Here is an 18,654-nt window from a genome sequence, read left to right as displayed (position 1 = left end):
CGCACCCCCGCAACGGCCCCCTGGCCACCACCCCGAACCGACGCAGCCGCGCCCACCACCGCAGCTGCCCCGGCGGCCACCCCCGACGTCCACAGAGGCACGCGATGAGCACACATCCCCAGCTTGCCGACACAGACACCGCAGCCCCCGCGGACGGCCCGCACACGCCCCGTGGGAAAGGCAACCGCACCCGGCGCGGCGCCCTCACCCGCGCGCTCGGCTACACGGCCCTCGTCCTCGTCGCGATGGTCTACATCTACCCCTTCCTCATCCAGCTCGCGACCAGCTTCAAAACCGATGCGGACGCCACCAACAACCCGCTGTCACTGTGGCCGCACCACTTCACGACAGCCGCCTTCAGCCGGCTCGCCGAAGCGGACTACCCGCGCTGGTTCGCGAACTCCGTCGTCGTCTCGCTGCTCGTCACCGCGGGCCGCGTCTTCTTCGACTCCCTGGCCGGATACGCACTGGCCCGGCTGCGCTTCCCCGGCCGGGGCGCACTGTTCGCCGCCGTCATCGCCGTCATGGCCGTGCCCGGCGTCGTCCTGCTCATCCCGAAGTTCCTCGTCCTCAACCAGCTGGGGATGTACGACTCCTACTCGGGGATGATCGTCCCGCTCCTCGCCGACGCCGCGGGGGTGTTCATCATGAAGCAGTTCTTCGAGTCGATCCCCATCAGCGTCGAGGAAGCAGCCCGAATAGACGGCGCGAGCACCTTCCGAACCTTCTGGTCCATCGTGCTGCCGATGGCCCGGCCCGCACTGCTCACCCTCACCATCCTGTCGTTCCAGGGATCATGGAACGAACTGGGCCACTTCATCGTGTCCCGCCAGAGCCCGGAACTGAACACCCTCACCACCGGGGTCGCCTCACTCGTCTCCGGACAACTCGGCTCGGGCAACCAGTACCCGCTCAAACTCGCGGCGACCCTCATCATGACCATCCCCGTGGCCCTGGTGTTCTTCGCCTTCCAGCGGCACTTCGTCCGCGGCGGCACGGCAGGCGCGACCAAGGGGTAGCCGGGCGAGGCACCCGAAGTTCGTTGTGATCGATAAGCGGGCGGTGTGGACCACGCACCCCCTCCGACAGGACCGAGCCACATGAGCAACCCAACCCCCTCGAACGACGCCACGAACGAAGTCACGGACGACTCCTGGTGGCGCTCCGCGGCCATCTACCAGGTGTACATACGCAGCTTCGCCGACGGCGACGGTGACGGAACCGGCGACATCGCCGGCCTCCGCTCCCGCCTCCAGTACCTCGCCCACCTCGGCATCGACGCCATCTGGATCAACCCCTGGTACCCGTCCCCGCTGGCCGACGGCGGCTACGACGTCTCCGACTTCCGCAACATCCACCCCACATACGGCACCCTCGACGAGGCACGCAAGCTGATCACCGAGGCCCACGGACTGGGCCTGCGGGTGATCCTGGACATCGTCCCGAACCACGTCTCCGACCAACACACCTGGTTCCAGGAGGCGTTGGCGGCGGCGCCCGGCTCCCCGGAAAGGGAGCGGTTCATCTTCCGCGACGGGAGAGGACAGAACGGCAGCGAGCCCCCGAACGACTGGCACGCGGCCTTCGGCGGCCCCACCTGGACCCGCACTCCGGACGGCCAGTGGTACCTCCACCTCTTCGCCCCTGAACAACCCGACCTCAACTGGGACAACGACGAGGTCCGAGCCGAGTTCGAGTCGATCCTGCGCTTCTGGTTCGACCTCGGCGTGGACGGCTTCCGCATCGACGTCGCCCACGGCATGGTCAAGGACCCGGCCCTCCCGGACCTCGGCCTGACGGAGTTCTCCGTCATCGCCTACGAGGACGACCACCCACACTGGGACCGCGAGGGCGTCCACGACATCTTCCGCAGCTGGCGGGCCATCGCCGACAGCTACCCCGACCCCCGCGTCTTCGTCGCCGAGGCCCACGTCCGCCCCGGCCGCATGCCCGACTACCTCCGCCCCGATGAACTCCACACCGCCTTCAACTTCGACTTCCTCAAGTGCGCCTTGGAGGCAGACACGTTGCGTGAGGTGATCGACCGCACGATCACCGATCTGGCGAGCGTCGGCGCCCCGGCCACCTGGGTCCTCTCCAACCACGACGAGGCCCGTCACGTCACCCGCTACGGCCGCGCCCACACCGGCGTCACGACCCCGATGCGCGACCAGGGCCACCCAACCGACCTCGCCCTCGGCACCCGCCGAGCCCGAGCGGCGGCCCTGCTGATGCTGGCCCTGCCCGGAGGCGCGTACATCTACCAGGGCGAGGAACTCGGCCTGTACGAGGTCGAAGACCTCCCCGAGTCCGCGCTTCAGGACCCCACCTGGGAACGCTCCGGCCACACGGTCCGAGGCCGTGACGGCTGCCGCGTCCCCCTCCCCTGGACCGGCGACACCCCGCCCTTCGGCTTCAGTACGTCCGTGTCCGCCGCCCCCTGGCTCCCGCAGCCGGACGACTGGAAGTCCTACACCGCCGAAGCCAACCAGGCCGACCGCACCTCCACGCTCCAGCTCTACCGCTCCGCCCTGCGCCTGCGCCGCACCAACCCCCACCTGCGCACTGAGGAATTCCGCTGGCTGGACAGCCCGCCCGGCACGCTCCTCTTCGAACGCGGCAACGGCCTGCTGTGCGCGGTCAACCTCACCGACCAGCCGACCCCGCTCCCCGACGCAACGAGCCCCCTCATCACGTCAGCACCGCTGGGCAAGGACGGGCTGCTGCCCCCCGACACCACGGTCCTGCTGCACCGGGACTGACGGACGGCGACGGCAATCACCCGTCCGACGTCCCCCGCGCCCAGTCGCGCCCAAATCCGCCAGGGCCTGTCCGGTGTTCACTCCCCGCCGACCGGACAGGCCCTGGCCCATATCCAGGAACCAGATGGAGTCGCCGGAGACGGGGACAGCCCTCTCGCAGAATGATCGCCATCCGCTGAAGACAGGGGAAAACCACGATCACTGGTGATCGCGACGAACGACGTACTGCGGCAGATCTGGGCATGCCTGAGGCCACAGGTAGCCGAAAGATGACTTGGGCGACGATGCCTGTCGAGGTGACTGCTCGGATTGAGCAGTTGCTCGGCAGCCCGGTGGCCGACGCGATCAGTCAACCGGGTGGCTTCTCGGAAGGCGTAGCCGCACGAGTGCACCTGGCGAACGGCAGGCGGGTCTTCATCCTGTGGGCTACTACGGCAATTCGCCGGAGCCCCGCTTCTCGGTGGGGACCGGATACGCCCCCAACCAGGAAGAGTTCGACTTCTGCCGTCAGCATGCAGTCTGCCTCTCGGCGTAATCACCGATTCAAGAGTGCGGCGACCTTTTGCCGTCCACAGTTGTGATCGTGAGGAAGATGCGATGACTGCTGAGGGCCAACAACAACGCAAGCTGGTAGAGGTGCCCGATGCCCTTCGGGGCTTCGGGCGCTGGCAACATCAGGGCGAGGCGGGCAGCCGGTGGCTGGCGGCCCTGCCGGACACCGTCGTCGAATGGTGCGACCGGTGGAACCTGAAGGTCGACGGCCGCCCCATGCACGGCTACAACAGCCTCGTCGTGCCGGTCAGCCGGGGAAGCGAGCCCCTGGCGCTGAAGGTGACATGGCCCGACCGGCATATGGAGGAGCAGGTACTGGCGCTGCGCCTGTGGGACGGCCACGGCGCCGTCCGGCTCGTCGACGCCGACACCGCGGCGGGCGTCATGCTGATGCGACGGCTGGACCACACCCGTTCATTGCGGGACGTCCCGCTGGAGGAAGCGGTCCCCGTGATCGGCACGGTCCTGCGGCGCCTGGCAGTCGAACCACCCCACGGTCTGCGCACCACCGGCGCCATCGCCGCGCAGCACCGGCGGGAGCTCGCCGCGCAGTGGGAGGATCTCGGGCGCCCGATGCCGCGCCGCACACTCGACCGCGGACTGGAACTGGCCGGCGAACTCTCCCGCGACGACTACTCGGTCCTCGTCAACAACGACCTGCACTACGAGCAGGTGCTGCGCACCTGGGACGAGGACTGGGCAGTCGTCGACCCGCTGATCGTGAGCGGCGTCCTCGAATTCCAGGTGGCCCCCTTGCTGTGGAGCCGGTTCGACGAACTCGGCTCATCGCGCGTCGAGTGGTGCATCGACGCGCTGGCCGACGCCGCGGACCTCGACCGCGACCGGGCGCGCAGGTGGGCGCTGTTGCGAGCCGTCGAGTACTGGCTGTGGGGACTGAAGGCCAGCCTCACCGAGGACCCGGTGCGATGCCGACACATCACGGAGGCCCTCATGTGCCCCCGGGGTGTGCCGGTGGCAGTGAGCATAAGGTGGGCGCGTGGACCTCGACGAGCTGAAGAGGCAGGCGATACGGATCCATGACCTCTACGACGAGCTGAACCGCCGTGACCGCGGTCGGGTCTGGACGCGCGAAGAGTTCCTGCTCGGCTTCATGGGGGACGTCGGTGATCTGGCCAAGCTCATCATGGCCGAGGAAGGCGCACGCGAAGTCCCGGGAGGCCGGGCGGCGTTGGAGCATTAACTCGCCGACTGCCTGTGGTCGGTACTGATTCTCGCGCACCGCTACGAGGTGGATCTCGTGGACGCCTTCCGCCGCACCATGGCGGAACTCAATGAGTCCATCAGCGCCCAACTTGCCCGCGACGGGGAACTGCCGTAATTCCTTCGCTCTTTCAAGCGCTGGCGAGTCGAGTAGAGCAGGAGCAGCAACTCAGCGATCTTCGGGGACTTGCGGCACCAGAGCGGGAGGATCGCCGAAGAGAACCGCTTGCGCTTGCCGGTGGTTTCATCAACGCCCCACAGTTGCACTTCCCGCCGGAAAACCGATTGCCTGCGGCGCTCGCCGTGATCATCCTGGCCCGATGGACCTCAAAGTAGCGGCGCAGGCGTGGCGTGAAGACGGCTTCGTCATCCTCCCTGGTTTCATCCCGCCCGATGAGCTGGAGCCCGCAGTGGGCGAACTGGATCTGCTCTTCCCGTCCGCCGAGGGGTTCCACGACGCAACCGATGCACGACGCGAGCGATTCATCGGCGACCAGTTCGCCGGGATCGACTACTTCCCGTTCGCCAGCACGGAGATCAGCCTGCTGGCTGTGAACCACCGGATCCTGACACTCGCCGAGACGCTGCTGGAAGACGACGACATCCAGATCTCCGGGGCGGAAGCCTGGGCGAAGTACGCCGGTGCCAGCGACTACGACCAGGACCTGCACCGCGATTATCCGGGCCATACCCTTCTGGTGCCCAGCACCGCGCCCGGCTTCCGCCAGCTGGAGATGTTCGTGTACCTGGCGGACGTGCCCGAGGAGCTCGGCCCGGCGCACCTTGTCTCGCGGAGGCACACGGCCGACCTCCCCGCCGTGCCCGCCCGATATCTGCGGCCCGGCCTCGAAAGCAAGAGCCGCTTCCAGGACGGCAGCGGCAGCCCGCACCTGTACGAAGCGGAGGTGTCCGCAGCCGGTACTGCCGGCACAGTCGTCGCCTTCGAGATCGGCACCGTCCATCGCGGAACAGCCATGACCGCGCCGCGCGGTGCCCGGTTCACCATGCACTTGAACTTCCGTCCCTCCGGAGTCCAGTGGGGTCAGCGCCGGGGCTGGGCCTACTCCGCTGTCCAGGAGGACTGGTTCACGTTCGTCGAGCGGGCCACACCGCGCCAGCTCCAGGCATTCGGGTTTCCGCCGCCCGGACATCCCTACTGGACCCCGGAGACGATGGCCGGGATGGCGCTGCGGTATCCCGGGCTCGACCTCACGCCTTGGCGCCAGCCTGGCTGACACCCCGCCTCATCACGTGGCTTGATGATGGGGCCGGTGCGGAGGCGATCGCGGCCACCGTTGATCATCGGCGTGTGAAGACTGAAAACCATGCAGTGGCCGCAGGTCACAGCGTGGACCCCACTCGTTGGCAGGAGTCCTTCGAGGTCCTGATGGGCCGAATCGCGGGCCGCTTCGCCCGGGTGGAACCACGGCGCCGAGCCCGACGGCTGGTGCTCGGACTCCTGCCAGACCTGCCGCGAAAGAACTGCTGGACGATCGCCGAGTGGGCCGGGGAGTCCACCCCGGACGCCACGCAGCACCTGCTCAGCCGGGCCACGTGGGATGCCGACGCCGTCCGCGACGACCTATGGGGCTATGTGGTGGAGCACCTGCACGACGAGCAGGCGGTGCTGGTGGTCGACGAGACCGGCGACATCTACAGCTGGAGTACCGCCCAATCCCGATCAAGCCGGGCTTAGAAACAACTACTTACGCTGCTCGTCCCCGGCTTCAGCCGCTACGGTGCGGCGGGGCCCGTCCGCCGAAGGCACCCGCTTCGCCCGGCCGGCCGGAGCGGTCCCGGGGCCGCTGACCGACCGTGACCAGTACTCGACCCCAGACCAGTGATCGACCGTGACCGACACCTCCGCAGGAGATCCCGCCATGAGCGCCAGCCAGGACAGTTCCGTGCCCACCGCCGAGCGGCCGGTGCCCGACCTGGACCTCGCGCGCCGGCTCGTGCGCGAGCAGTTCCCCCAGTGGGCCGAGCTGGAGCTTCGCCCGGTCGAGCCGCAGGGCTGGGACAATCGCACGTTCCGCCTTGGCTCCGACCTCGCGGTGCGGATCCCCAGCGCGCGGGGTTACGACGCCCAGGTTGAGAAGGAGCACCGCTGGCTGCCGGTGCTCGCCGAGGTACTGCCTCTGCCGATCCCGAAGCCGGTCGCCAAGGGCGAGCCGGGCCCGCTGTTCGATGGTCCGTGGTCGGTGTATGCCTGGTACGCCGGGCAGACGCTGAACCGTGCCGGTGCCGGGGAAGCCGATCTGGCCGCTGTCGCGGTGGGCCTGGGCGAGTTCCTGACGGCCCTGCGCGCCGCGCCGACGCAGGACGCCCCGCCGCCGGGGACGCACAACTGCTTGCGTGGCGCCGAATTCACGGTCTACGCCGACGAGGCCATCCTGGCTCTCGCCGGGCTCGCGCCCGAGGTGCGGGAGGTGGGCGAGCGGTGCGTCCGCCGCGCCACGGAGTCTTCGTGGATCGAGGCACCGGTGTGGCTGCACGGCGACATCGCGCCCGGAAACCTGCTGCTGAGCGAGGGACGGCTCGCGGCGGTCATCGACTTCGGATGCTCCGCCGTCGGGGACCCCGCCTGCGACCTCGTGGCCGCGTGGACGATGTTCGACCGCGAGACGCGTCCGCTGTTCGTCCGCGCGGCCGGTCTGGACCAGGACACCTGGCACCGCGCCCAGGGTTGGGCGGCCTGGAAGGCGGCGATCACCCTCGCCGGGGTCGACAGCACGCCGGAGGTGCGGTCGCTGGCGGAGAGGACCCTCGCCGAGCTGGCCGAGGACGTCGCGCAGCAAGCCTGAATCGAGGGCGAGGGTAGTCGGTGCCGGACAGGTCGCGTTCCTGGAACACGGCGTGGTCGGCCTGCCACTGCGCGGTCAACCGGGTCACGGTGGCCGGCGAATCCGGCCGAGGAGCCGAGGAACTACTCCATCGCGGGCACGAAGTCCCCGGAGGACAGGCCATGCAGGTAGAGCAGGAGCAGCAACTCAGCCCTCGACAACTGCCGTATCTTGCCGGTCCTCGGGGAGTCCCAGGACGGAAAGCAGCAATAGCCAGCTCCCTCGTACGAGCCGCATGCTCACGTCGTGCAGGTTGAAGATCGAACCTAAGCCTGCAGGCGTAGGTCTCAAGCCTGTTACGTCCGGTCGTCGCGGTCGCTAGCGTCGGGGTCATGGACACCACCGGGACCCTCGACGAAGCCCTCCAGCGACTGCATGATTACGGCCCTGAACGCGACGGTTGGCTGTCCAACCACGGTCCGATGGCGGTGGAGGCGTTGGTCCGCAACGGTCACGCGGTCACTGTGCACCGCTGGCTCGATTACTACCGCGACAAGCTGGAGGACCTGCCCCGCGGCACCGATCCGATCACCGAGGACGGATGGCAGGACGCGTTGGGTGATCCCCGCAGGATCGGCGACTGGACGGTGTACTTCGTTCGCCAGATCGCCAGTCGGCCGTGGCGCGAGGTGCTGGTGCAGTGGTGGCCACGCCTGCTGCCGGGCATCGCCGCCGGTGCCACCCACCCGGTGATCCGTGTCGGCCATGCCGTCCGCACGCTCCTGGACGAGGACCACGGCAACGACGGGAGTGCCGGGTCGATCGCCGCCCCGCGTACCGCAGAACTGGCCCATGGCCTCGCCTACTGGGCGGCCCGCAGCCTGCCGACACCCGGCGTCGCTGCGCCGGGCGGCACCGCCGGCCCGAGTGAGGCGCTGGACGGCATCCCGTCGATCGCGGACCAGAATGGGGGCTTCCGTGAAAGCCTCGCGCGGCTGACCGGAACGCCCGGCTGGACGGCGGCGACCGCCGCACTCCGCCCGGCAGTGACACCTGAGGACTCCCGCGACGTGCTCGCCGAGCTCGTCCGGGCAGCCGCGAACCGCTACGCCACGCACGGCCACCTCAGCCCAATCATGCTGGTGCACGCCGCCACCGCGCCCAACGCCGTACTGCGCACCCTGCCCGCGCTGCCGCCCGCGCTGTGGGCACCGAGTCTGAACGCCGCCTGGACAGCGAGCGCCGCGGTGACCGCCCTGTACTCACCAGCCACCCCCGCGCCGGCGTCCGAACTACCGAAGGCCCCTACCGGATCGGTGGCGGACGCCGCACAGGAAGTCTTCGCACGCGCGGCCGAGCACGGCGACGAGCACGTGGTGAAGTTCGCCGATACCGCGCTGGACGTAGCCGCCACCACCGGTAGCACCGGCGCGCTGGTGGCCACAGCGCGGGCCTGCGAACTGATCGGCCCGGTTCTATAACGGAAGACGCCCCGTCGGCGAACACGCCTCGATCCTGCTCTCCAGCGGACCCGCGGAAGACGGCCTGCTGGCACCCGACCATGCGGCCTGGCTCGCGGTGTAGTACGCCGTTCAGGGGCGCGGCGACTTCTCGCCATGCACAGCTGTGTACTCGATGGCGAGCCAGAGGCCCAGGTCGTCGATGAGCGTGTTGAGTACTGCCGGATCAGCCGAGGGGATGCGGCCGATGGCCGCCGCGAAACGCATCTGCTCGGCGCGCTGAGGGTAGTAGTGGCCGAAGAGTTCGGCGGATTCGTCGAGGTCGCTGGTCCATCCGCCCCAGCGAGGCATGATCAAAGTGAATCCCGTGCGCACAATACGGCGGGCGACGACGCGGCTGAGGGCCCGGCGGTCGGCGTCCGTGCCGGCTTCGGCGGCTCGGGGACGCCATCGTTCCAGCACGTGCGCGAGATCTCCGTTCGTTTCGCGGGCGAGCAGCGGCGTGGGCCGGTAACGCGGCAGTTGTTCGGCGAGGTCGGGGCCGAGCAGCGGGGTGCACAAACAGGCGATGAAGAACCCGGCGTCGTGGCGTCCGAGTTCGCTCAGCAGTGCGCGCGTACTCGTCAGCAGGATGCCGACGCCATTGATCTGCGGGAACGCGTCGTCGAGCGCGGCCTCGACCGCTTCGGCGTCGGCACGGTCCGCTTCGATGGGCTCGTGGTGGAGAGCGAGTTGGATGTCGAGGTCGGAGACTCCGGGGGTCGCGGTGCCGCGCGGGATACTGCCGTAGAGGTAGGCGCTGTGAAGCCGCGTGCCGTCGAACATCTCAGTGATACGAGCGCGCCGAGGCCATGGACAAGGTCGGCAAGGAAGGCGTCATCACCGTCGAGGAGTCCCAGACCTTCCGCCCCGGCATTGAGGCATCCCTCGCGCCGTTCGTCATTCGCCCGCAGCAGGCTGACGACATCGACGCTGTCGTGGCCCCCTCACTCAGGGCCTGGCAGCCGGTTTTTGAGTCGATGGGCCACGTGCTCGGCCCCCGTCTCAACCGGATCGCCTATCCGGACTGGGCCGCGGGCCAGGCCCGTGCGGTCGAGGCAGTGTGCCGGGATGAGGGCATCAAGGTCTGGGTTGCCGAGATCGACACCCAGCCCGTCGGATTCGTCGCCGTGGCCTTCCACGACGATCCGCGCAGCGCCGAGATCGACATGATCGCCGTCGATCCGGACCAGCAGTGCCGGGGTATCGGCAGCGCACTGCTTGCCTCTGCGCTGAACCGCATCAGTGCCGCCGGCATCCACCTCGCCCACCTCGGTACGGGAGGCGATCCCGGCCACGCCGCGGCCCGGCACACCTACGAGAAGGCCGGATTCACGGCGCTGCCGCTCGTTCACTACTACAAGGAACTGCCTGCGGTCCGCGCCAACTGACCGACGCTGATCGGCGAGGGCGCCGCACCGTGGCAGCGTCCTCGCCGAACGCGACGATGCCTCAACCATCCGATCGTCGCATCAGGTCCACAGGATTTGACACTTACTCAAAGAACTGACCCTCGACGCCCCAGCCTCACCCTGACGAGCCGAAGTCAGTAACGCTCCGCCCGCAGCGGCCGGTCCCCCGACGGCCGTGACCACCACACGCCCTCGCCGCGCGTCAGCCCCGGCAGGCACAGCTCCATGTCCCGCACGTGGCGCGCCGGGAGTTCGCCGGTGACCAGCCACGCAGTACGGCCGCCCGTCGTCTCCCCGAACTCCGTTCCGTACGCGGCGAGCCGGGCCGTCACCGGCGCCAGCGCGTCCAGGGGGAGTTCGACCTCGAAGGCGTGGTACGGCTCGTACACCCGCGTGCCCGCCCTTTCCAGGGCCAGGAGCAGGACGTACGGGGTGAGCGCGCGGAAGTCGGCCGCCGTGCTGTGCTGCGAGGAAAAGCCGGACCGGACGAGCGTGACCCGGCAGTCGGTCACCGCCCAGCCGTGCGGGCCGGAGCGCAGCGTCGCGTGGACCGTGTCTTCGATGGCCTGGTGGAAGGCGCGGGGCAGGGCGCCGAGTTCGGTCTCGTACGCGAAGACTGTGCCTGAACCGCGGGCGCCCGGCTCGACGCGCAGGCCGATCGTGGCCATGTGGTGCGTCTGGTCGAGCCACGGCATCTCCTCGTACGCCTCTCCGGTGCCTGCGGGGCGCTCCAGGAACCGCACACGGCTCGGCTCGAAGTCCGCCTCGATCCCGTAGTCCTCGGCGAGCGTCGCCGCGATGACCTCCTTCTGCACCTCGCCGTACAGGAGCAGCGCGGTGGCGCCGGAGCCCGCGGGCCGGGCGTGCAGCAGCGGGTCCTGGTCGGCCAGGGAGAGCAGCGCCGACCGCAGGGGCGCCGCCTTCGCGGGGTGCCGTGCCCGCACCAGGGTCTCCAGGGTCGGCGCGGCGAACTGAGGCGCCCTGTCGGTGACCTCCCCGAGCCGGTCGCCGACGCGGATACCGGGGACACCGCGCAGCTCGGCGATGTTCCCCGCGGTGAGGGACGACGCCCCGGGCTGCCCGACCACGGTGAGCTCCAGCGCCCGGCCCGCCACCTCCGTCGTACGCCCGTCGGCCTCGCCCCGCAGGAAGGTCAGTCGCTGACGTTTCATCACCTCGCCTTCGTACAACCGGACATAGGCCCTCCGTTCGCCGCCGGGGCCGGGCCGTACGGCGAACACGGTGCCCCGGGGAGCCTCCGTGGTGCCGCGCCGCTCGGGCGTGGGCGCCGGCACGAATCGGACGATGCCCTCGACGAGTTCGGCGACGCACTGCCCGTCCAGCACGCAGCCGAAGAACAGCGGATGCGTGGAGCCGCCGGCGGTGTGCGCGGCGAGCGGGGCCCGCAGGTCGTCCTCGGTCGGGGCGGGGCCGTCCACGAGCGCGGCGAGGATCCCGGTGTCGACCTCGGCGAGCGTAGTGGCCACCCCCGGCGCGGTGAGCGGACGCGGTACGACGCGGGCGTGCGGCGTGCCGATGTCCTCGACTCCCGTGAGCGGTACGACGTACGGAGTGAGCAGGCGCCGGACGTCGTCGAGCAAACCCTCCTCGCGGGCACCCGCCCGGTCGATCTTGTTGACGAAGACGAGCGTGGGCAGGCCGAGCCGCCGCAGGGTCTTCAGCAGGACCCGCGTCCTGGCCTGGACGCCCTCCACGGCGGAGAGCAGCAGCACCGCACCGTCGAGGACCTCCAGGGCACGCTCGACCTCGGCGACGAAGTCGGAGTGACCTGATCTGGACGTCGCCGGAGGTGAAGGCGGCAACGGCCGAGCGGATCGTGATGCCGCGCCGACGCTCGATCTCCCCGTCGTCGGTGCGGGTGGGTGTCGCCAGCATCGACACTGCCGAGCCGGTCGATCGCGCCGCCGTCGAAGAGGAGCCGCTCGGTGAGGCTGGTCTTACCAGCGTCGACGTGCGCCAGAATGCCGATGTTCAGGCTGTGCATGCGTGGTCGAGTCCTCAAGAACCGTGAGCCAGTGGGGGCGCTGGATCGTTCCGAGGAGTCGGCGCATTCGGGGTCTCCCGAGGTTCGGCGGTGTGGTCACGCCCATCATGGCGTACCTTCGACGGGCCTCCACAATCGAATTACCGGAGCGGGTGGGGCGTCTGCGCGTGCAGTAGCGCGACACGCGAAGCCAGCGTCCGCACCGGCCCGTCCGTGCACAACAACGCGTCGCACAACTCGAACAGTGCGTCGCCCCGAGCGGTCAGGCACGAGTACAACTCCGTCCGGAAGCATGACACTTCTGTGAACGCATCCCGCAGGACACCCTGATACCCCAGACTCACGACCACGGCCTTCGTATCGGTTCCTCTGCCTCTGTGACGGAGCACAGGATCAGACGAAGGCCGTCTTCACGTCCGCTGAACTGCGGAAACGCTGGTCAAGTTCGAGCCGCGTTCCGTCGGACCTTAACGTCAAGCAAAGGAGTTGTGCATGCCGACAGAACGGCAGAGGCCGGACGTGGATGCGTACGAGGCCAGAGCACGTCGAGGGCCGTGCTTCGTATGCGCCTTTGTGTCGGGTCACCCTGACTATGCGCATCACACGGTCTTCGAGGACGACGATCACGTCGCGTTTCTCGACCGGTGGCCGACCCTGTCCGGCAAGGTCTTGGTCGCGCCCAGGAGGCATGTCGAGCACGTCGTTCGTGATCTCGATCAGGAGTCGTACGTCCGGCTCATACTGGTCGTTCGGGAGGTCGCCCTCGCGGTGGAAGACTGCGTGGGAGCCGAGCGGACGTATCTTTACTCACTGGGGAGCCAGCAGGGCAACGCGCATCTCCACTGGCACATCGCCGGTCTGCCGCCGGACGTGCCGTACGAGCAGCAGCAGTTCCACGCACTGATGACAGAGAACGGTGTGCTGGCCATGCGACCCGAGGAGTTCGTCGACATGGCCGCTCGTATCCGTGAGCGCATCGTGGCCCGAGGCGGGCTCCAGACGCTGTGACCAGATCCCAAGGCCCGGGCGCCCGTATGCCGAGTGATTTCACGAAAGCCGCTTTGGACTCGTTGCGGCTGGAGCGCCGTGCGTCCCCTTCACCACTCGAGTCCCGGTCCGGTGCCGGAATTCATGCCGTGCGCACGGTCGACGGCCAAGGCGCGTACCTCAAGGTCACTCCTGCCATGCTGGGCCCGGAGGCGATCGCGGCCGCTTGGCGAGAGCTGCGCTTCTATCAGGACCTCGCGCCACTCGCGCCGGTACGCACGCCAAGGCTCTTCGGCCACCTGGACACCGAGGACGGCGTGGCTGTGCTGCTTGAGGCGGCCGGCGAGGCTCAGGAGCCCGGCGCGTGGACGGCACGGATGTGGGCGGACTTGGGCCGGGAACTGGCCGGCCTGCACAACATGCCGTTGCCCACGGGGGTGGACTGGACCCGACCCGATGCGCTGCGTGAGGCTCTCGCCGATCCGGACATGGAGCAGATCCATGCCTTCTGGGCTCCCACGCTCCCGCGACTCCCCGAACTCCTGGCTCGCCGCGGCGAGCTGGAGGACCAGATGGACGCTCTCCCGCCGGTCTTCATCCACGGCGACTGCCACACGGACAACCTCGTGCACTCCGCCGGCACAGTGGTCTTCTGCGACTGGCAGGTCGCCGGCATCGGCCGCCCCGCCTCCGATCTGGCCTTCCTCAGCATCCGCTCCACACCTGTCGGCACGACGGTGCCGCAGGTGTTGATAGACGCCTACGTGGACAGCCGACCGTGTGAGCGCCGCACGCTGCAGCGCGCACTGCTGGCGGAGGAACTCGCGGTCTTCCTGTTGCTGTGGCCGTCCTTCGCCGCGTTCAACAGCCCACTGGGTATCGCCTGCGTACGTCGAAGGACTCTCGAACTCGCGAAGTGTTGGTTCGACGCATAAAGCAACCTCCTCCTTGAGGACGAGCGGGTCGGGAAATTCGTTTGCGGAGTGCCGGATGCTTTGAAACGGTGGGCCGGTCCTCTGCCCGGCATACAGCAGAAGCAGCGATCCCGTCTGTCCCCGCTACCAACGCGTCTCCCGTTTCGGACACGGAGCCTGCCAGGCTGGCTTCGTTCACTTCAAGCAGCAGCGTTTATCTGCCGGTTTGGGCAGCAGCTACCGATTTCGGGGCCCGTGGATGTTCACGAGAAATAGCAGCACGCCATGGGGACGGTCCGGAGGGCGGCGGGCCGTCGAGTAGGAACCCGCGGTCGTCAGCCGACTTTGGCGGGCCAACACGGGTCTGGTTCCGTGCAGCTCAGCTGTGGTTGACGCTGGATGCGACCTCGCGGGTCATACGTAGGTTGGGCAGCCTTCCTTGCCAAAGCTCTCGCTCGCCCGTGATCTCGAATCCGTGGCGTTGGTAGAAGCGGACCGCGCTGTCGTTGTAGTCAGTGACCCAAAGGCATATGGGTGCGGCTCCGGCCCAAGTGAGGAACTCGGTCATCATGCGGCCACCGAGTCCCTGGCCCTGAACGTGGTTCAGCAAATACATCGGTCCGAGGGTGACCACCTCGCCGCGGCGCCCGCAGAGAACGCCGACGATCTCGGCTTCGGAACGGACAACACGGCAGAACAGCAGGTCCGGTTGCTGGTTCGCTGCCTCGATGAACTCCCGCCACTGGGTGATGCCTTCCGCGGTGGCTGACGAGCCACGATGCTCACGGATCCAGTTCTCGTCCATCCCCATCTCCGGGTTGGGGTATGTCTGCAGCCAAGCTCTCAGCAGCAACGGCCCCAACCACGCGGAGTCGTCCCGACGGGCGGATTCGATCACGTAGGTCATGGCAACGATCCTCGTCGATCATCCACCGCCTCAGGTCGCTCGGACAGACATCAGCCGACTCTGGCGGGCTGCTCCGCTCGCGCCGTGGTGCTGGCGAGCCGGTAGGAGCCGGTGCCGGTCTCGATGATCGCGCCGTTGAAGGTAAGCCGGTCGACAAATCGCCGCGCAAAGACGGGGGGGGTCGGTGAACGTCTTCGTCCAGCCGCCGAACGACTCGTTGGAGGCGATGGCCACGCTGTTCTTCTCCTCACGCTCGGTCAGGGCCTGCAAGAGAAGTTCTGCGCCGTGCGAGTTCCATGTGTTGGGTCGGGACGGGACGCCGTGCGCCTTCCGGGCGTCGGTTTTCCCGTCCCCGCCCGCCGAACCGGACGTGCCCGTTGGCCGAGCATCCGGCTCTCCACGTGATCCTTGGATCAGGCGAGGTATTCGCTGACCCGGCCGACGAAGGCCACATCGTCGTGGTTCGTCCGGCGAAAGCGTGCTCCGTCGGGGGCTCTGGTCCACTTCTTGTGGTCGCCTACGCAGCGTAGCTGTCGGTCTTGGAGTAATGGGTTGAGGTCGCCCGAAAAATCGCCCGGCCGGAATGTGGTGTGGTCGACAGTGCTGCGCCGTGAACGAAGTACGGCCGCAAGTTCGTTGTGGTGTCGTGGAGTACGGCGGCTCGTCTGCGTCGACGGCGTCAGGCTCCCCACCTGACCAGCCACCCGCAACTACAACGAGAGGCTGACCGATGAATCAGCGCGTCCGCGCCGTCCTGATCACACCGAAGAACACCATGCTCGCAATTAAGCGGATCCGCCCCAGTATCCCGGAGTACTGGGTCCTGCCCGGCGGCGGAGTCGAGGCCGATGACGAGAGCCTGGAGTCTGCACTGCATCGCGAAGTGTGGGAAGAGATCGCAGGCCGCGCCGAGATCACCGGCCTCCTGCACACCCTGGAGTCCGACGACGCGCAGCAGTTCGTCTACCTCGCGCGCATCACGGAATGGAACTTCGATGAGCGCAGCGGGCCCGAGTTCAGCAGGAACGACCGCGGCGCATACCTGCTTGAGGAAGTGCCGCTCACCACCGATGGGCTCGATGCGATCGACCTCAAGCCTGAGGAAATCGCGGGAGAGATCCGCAAGGCCCTCGAAGACGGCCGCCTGACGGCCGCCGTACCTGCCCAGAGCTAGGGGCTGTTGCGAGAGTGGATCTTGGCCGTGGATGATCAGGCCCTGCGCGGCGCGGTGATCTGACGAACTGCCAGCGGGCTCGGCTGGAGCCGTCGTTACCGCAGGGCATCAAGCTGGCCGTCCGCCGGTGTGGACCCGGTCGTCCCTTGGTGAAACTGTTGCACGGTTGTGGGCCCAGCCCACGCAGAATCGTCGGATGGATGACTACCAGAATCCGCAGTCGTTGAGGTCGCCGCGTTTGCGGCCCGGAGATCGGGTGCGGATCGTTTCTCCTGCCTGTCCGCCGAGTCGGGAAGAAGTCTCCCGGGGCGTCGAACTGCTCACCTCCTGGGGCCTTCAGGTGGAGCTGGGTGAACACGTCTTCGACCAGTGGGGTTACATGGCCGGCCGCGATGAGGATCGCGTCTTCGACCTGAACGCGGCGTTCCGCGATCCGGGTGTCCGTGCCGTGATCGCCTCCCGGGGTGGCAAGGGCACCTACCGCATCGTCGACGACCTCGACACCGACGCCCTCAGACGTGACCCGAAGCCGGTCGTCGGCTTCAGCGACATCACCCACCTTCACCTCGCCCTGTGGTCACGATGCCGCCTGGCCACACTCCACGGCCCCTTCGCCAAGTGCAACGACACATACACCGGGCCCGCCTCCGCCGAGGCCCTGCGTCGCGCGCTGATGACCACGGACCCTGTCACCCTCCACCGCGACCCGTCCGAGGCCACTGCGGAACTCACCGTGGACGGCACAGCGACGGGCGTCCTGATGGGCGGCAACCTCGACGCGATCCGCACGGAGACCGGAGCCGGCCTGCCCAGCCTGCAGGGGGCAATCCTCTTCCTCGAACACCAGAGAGGAACCGGGCTGGGCGAGGTCGACCGCGCGCTGACCCAGCTCACCCGCTCCCGAGCGCTCGATGGTCTGCGCGGGGTCGCCCTCGGCCAGTTCCTCGGTTTCGACCGCGATGCCGGCGATCCAGAGCTGGGCGGATGGGGCATCCGCGACGTCCTGCGCGACCGACTGGCCGCCCTCGGTGTTCCAGTCCTGGGCGGAGTCCCCGCCGGGCACGGCAACCACCCCCCGACGATCCCCCTTGGCACCCAGGCGACGATCGACACAGCCACGGGAACGCTGACTGTCCTGCCAGCGGTCGTCTAAGATCTGTCGGTTGTGAGAGCGCTGGTCACAGCCACTCACTGAGGACTGCGACCAGCACGGTCGCCTCGTAGCGGACGGCGAGCATGTCATCTCGTGGCCACGGCCCGGTGGCGCCTGAGCCGGTTGATCCCGCATTCGACCGCGTGCCGCTGCTTGTAGTCGGTCTTGTCGAACGTCGGTGGCCGGCCGCCCCGGGAGCCGAGTTTCTGGTGGTTGCGGACGCGGTCCGCGGGGACCGGGATGGTTGCCTTGATGCCGCGTCTTCGCAGGTAGGCCCGGTTAGTGCGGGAGTCGTACGCCTTGTCGGCCCGCACCCGGTCCGGGCGCCTGCGGGGCAGGCCCCGACCGGGCCGGGGCACCCGGATCGCTTCCAGGACCGGTTCGAACTGTGGCGAGTCACCCCGCTGACCGGCTGTGATCACGACGGACAGTGGCTTCTGCCCCTGCTCGACAGCAAGATGGATCTTGGTGGTCAGCCCACCCCGGGAGCGTCCGAGACTGTGGTCGGCTGACTCGACGGCAATGCCGCCGGGCGGCTCCTTTTGAAGGTCCCCCTTTTCGCCGCCCCGGCGGCGTGCTGGTGGGCCCGGCAGACGGTGAAGTCGACGTTCACGTCCCAGGTGATCAGCCCCTTCGCGTCGGCCTCGGTCTGGAGCTGCGTGACGATCCTGGCCCAGGCGCCATCGCGCTTGATGCCCTGCGGCAACAACGGCTCCAGCCGGGCCCACTGGCCGTTCGTCAGATCACCACGTCCCACAGAGCGTGATCATCCACGGCCAAGATCCACTTTCGCAACAGGCCCTAAACCCGGCATGTCCGTTGGCATGGGGGCCGCGCCCGGCACTGCCCCCATGCGAGCGATCGGCCCCAGCCGGTGCGGGGCAGGCGAAAGTCCGGCAGCGCCACCGCGACCGCCTCCTCCGGACGCAGACCAGGGAGCAGGACACCGCCGTGGTTGGGGCTGTGGCCGCCGTCGCCCAGAACGAGGCTGCCTTGCGCTGGCTGTGGCGGTCGTACGCCGGCCGGGACTAGCCGGTCGGCTGGGGTGGGGCCACTGAGATGCGCGGGGCGTCGTAGCCGGCATCCAGCACCAGGACCCTCCCTGTCAGTCTGTGGTGAGACACCCGGTTTGCCGGGTTATCCTTCCTGGGCGAGACAGGAGCCCCACCCCAGATGACCAGCACGAACGTCCCGATAGCCGAGTCCGAGGACCCGGCACCGAGACCGACCCGCCGCCGCTTCTCCCCGGAGTACAAGCTGCGCATGGTCGCCGAGTACGACGCCG

The 18,654-nt window shown here is 68.5% G+C and carries 13 protein-coding genes and 6 pseudogenes; 13 read left to right on the top strand and 6 right to left on the bottom strand.

What is annotated here, in order from left to right:
* Positions 1–104: 104 nt before the first annotated feature.
* From H8R17_RS32710 to H8R17_RS32680, 7 genes and pseudogenes are all read left to right on the top strand, one after another.
* A complete protein-coding gene (locus H8R17_RS32710) occupies positions 105–1,019 on the top strand; it encodes a carbohydrate ABC transporter permease (RefSeq protein ID WP_187826840.1) in 915 nt (304 codons plus the stop codon).
* A gap of 81 nt (positions 1,020–1,100) precedes the next feature.
* Positions 1,101–2,762 carry an alpha-amylase family glycosyl hydrolase gene (locus H8R17_RS32705; RefSeq protein ID WP_187826839.1) on the top strand — a complete coding sequence of 554 codons (1,662 nt, stop codon included), beginning with the start codon at positions 1,101–1,103 and terminating at the stop codon, positions 2,760–2,762.
* A 597-nt stretch (positions 2,763–3,359) separates the two neighbouring features.
* Positions 3,360–4,355, top strand: a complete 996-nt coding sequence (locus H8R17_RS32700) for an aminoglycoside phosphotransferase family protein (RefSeq protein WP_187826838.1) — start codon at positions 3,360–3,362, stop codon at positions 4,353–4,355.
* Positions 4,312–4,515 (top strand): hypothetical protein, encoded by a 204-nt coding sequence (locus H8R17_RS47635; RefSeq protein ID WP_262505669.1) that lies wholly within the window; start codon positions 4,312–4,314, stop codon positions 4,513–4,515. The genes H8R17_RS32700 and H8R17_RS47635 overlap by 44 nt, the downstream gene beginning before the upstream one ends.
* A 340-nt stretch (positions 4,516–4,855) precedes the next feature.
* Positions 4,856–5,770, top strand: a complete 915-nt coding sequence (locus tag H8R17_RS32690; RefSeq protein WP_187826837.1) for a phytanoyl-CoA dioxygenase family protein — start codon at positions 4,856–4,858, stop codon at positions 5,768–5,770.
* A gap of 152 nt (positions 5,771–5,922) precedes the next feature.
* Positions 5,923–6,189, top strand: a pseudogene (locus H8R17_RS32685) (transposase); the annotation flags it as partial.
* A 226-nt stretch (positions 6,190–6,415) separates the two neighbouring features.
* Positions 6,416–7,339, top strand: a complete 924-nt coding sequence (locus tag H8R17_RS32680; RefSeq protein WP_187826836.1) for an aminoglycoside phosphotransferase family protein — start codon at positions 6,416–6,418, stop codon at positions 7,337–7,339.
* A gap of 13 nt (positions 7,340–7,352) precedes the next feature.
* Here H8R17_RS32680 and H8R17_RS47630 read toward each other — a convergent pair.
* Positions 7,353–7,527 (bottom strand): annotated as a pseudogene (locus tag H8R17_RS47630) (IS256 family transposase); the annotation flags it as partial.
* 183 nt (positions 7,528–7,710) lie between these two features.
* On the opposite strand from H8R17_RS47630, the gene H8R17_RS32675 reads away from it, so the two are divergent.
* Entirely contained in the window at positions 7,711–8,799 is a 1,089-nt protein-coding gene (locus H8R17_RS32675; protein ID WP_187826835.1) for a questin oxidase family protein, read from the top strand.
* Positions 8,800–8,910: 111 nt separating this feature from the next.
* Here H8R17_RS32675 and H8R17_RS32670 read toward each other — a convergent pair.
* A pseudogene (locus H8R17_RS32670) lies at positions 8,911–9,621 on the bottom strand (nucleotidyltransferase); the annotation flags it as partial.
* 134 nt (positions 9,622–9,755) lie between these two features.
* Between H8R17_RS32670 and H8R17_RS32665 the strand changes: the two are divergent.
* Positions 9,756–10,208: a GNAT family N-acetyltransferase gene (locus tag H8R17_RS32665; RefSeq protein ID WP_316959599.1), complete on the top strand. Its 453-nt coding sequence runs from the start codon at positions 9,756–9,758 to the stop codon at positions 10,206–10,208.
* Positions 10,209–10,363: 155 nt separating this feature from the next.
* On the opposite strand, the pseudogene otr(A) reads toward H8R17_RS32665, so the two are convergent.
* A pseudogene (gene otr(A), locus H8R17_RS32660) lies at positions 10,364–12,234 on the bottom strand (tetracycline resistance ribosomal protection protein Otr(A)).
* Positions 12,235–12,726: 492 nt separating this feature from the next.
* On the opposite strand from otr(A), the gene H8R17_RS32655 reads away from it, so the two are divergent.
* Entirely contained in the window at positions 12,727–13,242 is a 516-nt protein-coding gene (locus H8R17_RS32655) for an HIT family protein (RefSeq protein WP_187826833.1), read from the top strand.
* 128 nt (positions 13,243–13,370) lie between these two features.
* A complete protein-coding gene (locus tag H8R17_RS32650; protein ID WP_187826832.1) occupies positions 13,371–14,156 on the top strand; it encodes a phosphotransferase family protein in 786 nt (261 codons plus the stop codon).
* Between the two features lie 358 nt (positions 14,157–14,514).
* On the opposite strand, the gene H8R17_RS32645 is transcribed toward H8R17_RS32650, so the two are convergent.
* Together H8R17_RS32645 and H8R17_RS45910 are read right to left on the bottom strand one after the other, a co-directional pair.
* Positions 14,515–15,042, bottom strand: a complete 528-nt coding sequence (locus H8R17_RS32645) for an N-acetyltransferase (RefSeq protein WP_187826831.1) — start codon at positions 15,040–15,042, stop codon at positions 14,515–14,517.
* 50 nt (positions 15,043–15,092) lie between these two features.
* Positions 15,093–15,327: pseudogene (locus H8R17_RS45910) on the bottom strand (ATP-binding protein); the annotation flags it as partial.
* A gap of 445 nt (positions 15,328–15,772) precedes the next feature.
* Here H8R17_RS45910 and H8R17_RS32640 point away from each other — a divergent pair.
* Together H8R17_RS32640 and H8R17_RS32635 are read left to right on the top strand one after the other, a co-directional pair.
* Positions 15,773–16,216 carry an NUDIX domain-containing protein gene (locus H8R17_RS32640; protein ID WP_187826830.1) on the top strand — a complete coding sequence of 148 codons (444 nt, stop codon included), beginning with the start codon at positions 15,773–15,775 and terminating at the stop codon, positions 16,214–16,216.
* Between the two features lie 256 nt (positions 16,217–16,472).
* Positions 16,473–17,369, top strand: coding sequence for an LD-carboxypeptidase (locus H8R17_RS32635; RefSeq protein WP_223125754.1), 897 nt, complete (start codon positions 16,473–16,475; stop codon positions 17,367–17,369).
* Positions 17,370–17,394: 25 nt separating this feature from the next.
* On the opposite strand, the pseudogene H8R17_RS32630 reads toward H8R17_RS32635, so the two are convergent.
* A pseudogene (locus H8R17_RS32630) lies at positions 17,395–18,126 on the bottom strand (IS5 family transposase).
* Between the last annotated feature and the right edge of the window lie 528 nt (positions 18,127–18,654).

It is taken from the genome of Streptomyces sp. TRM68367 (assembly GCF_014495685.1).
Lineage (GTDB): Bacteria > Actinomycetota > Actinomycetes > Streptomycetales > Streptomycetaceae > Streptomyces.
The sequence above is the reverse complement of the archived record's forward strand: the minus strand, read 5'-3'. Positions and strand labels throughout refer to the sequence as shown.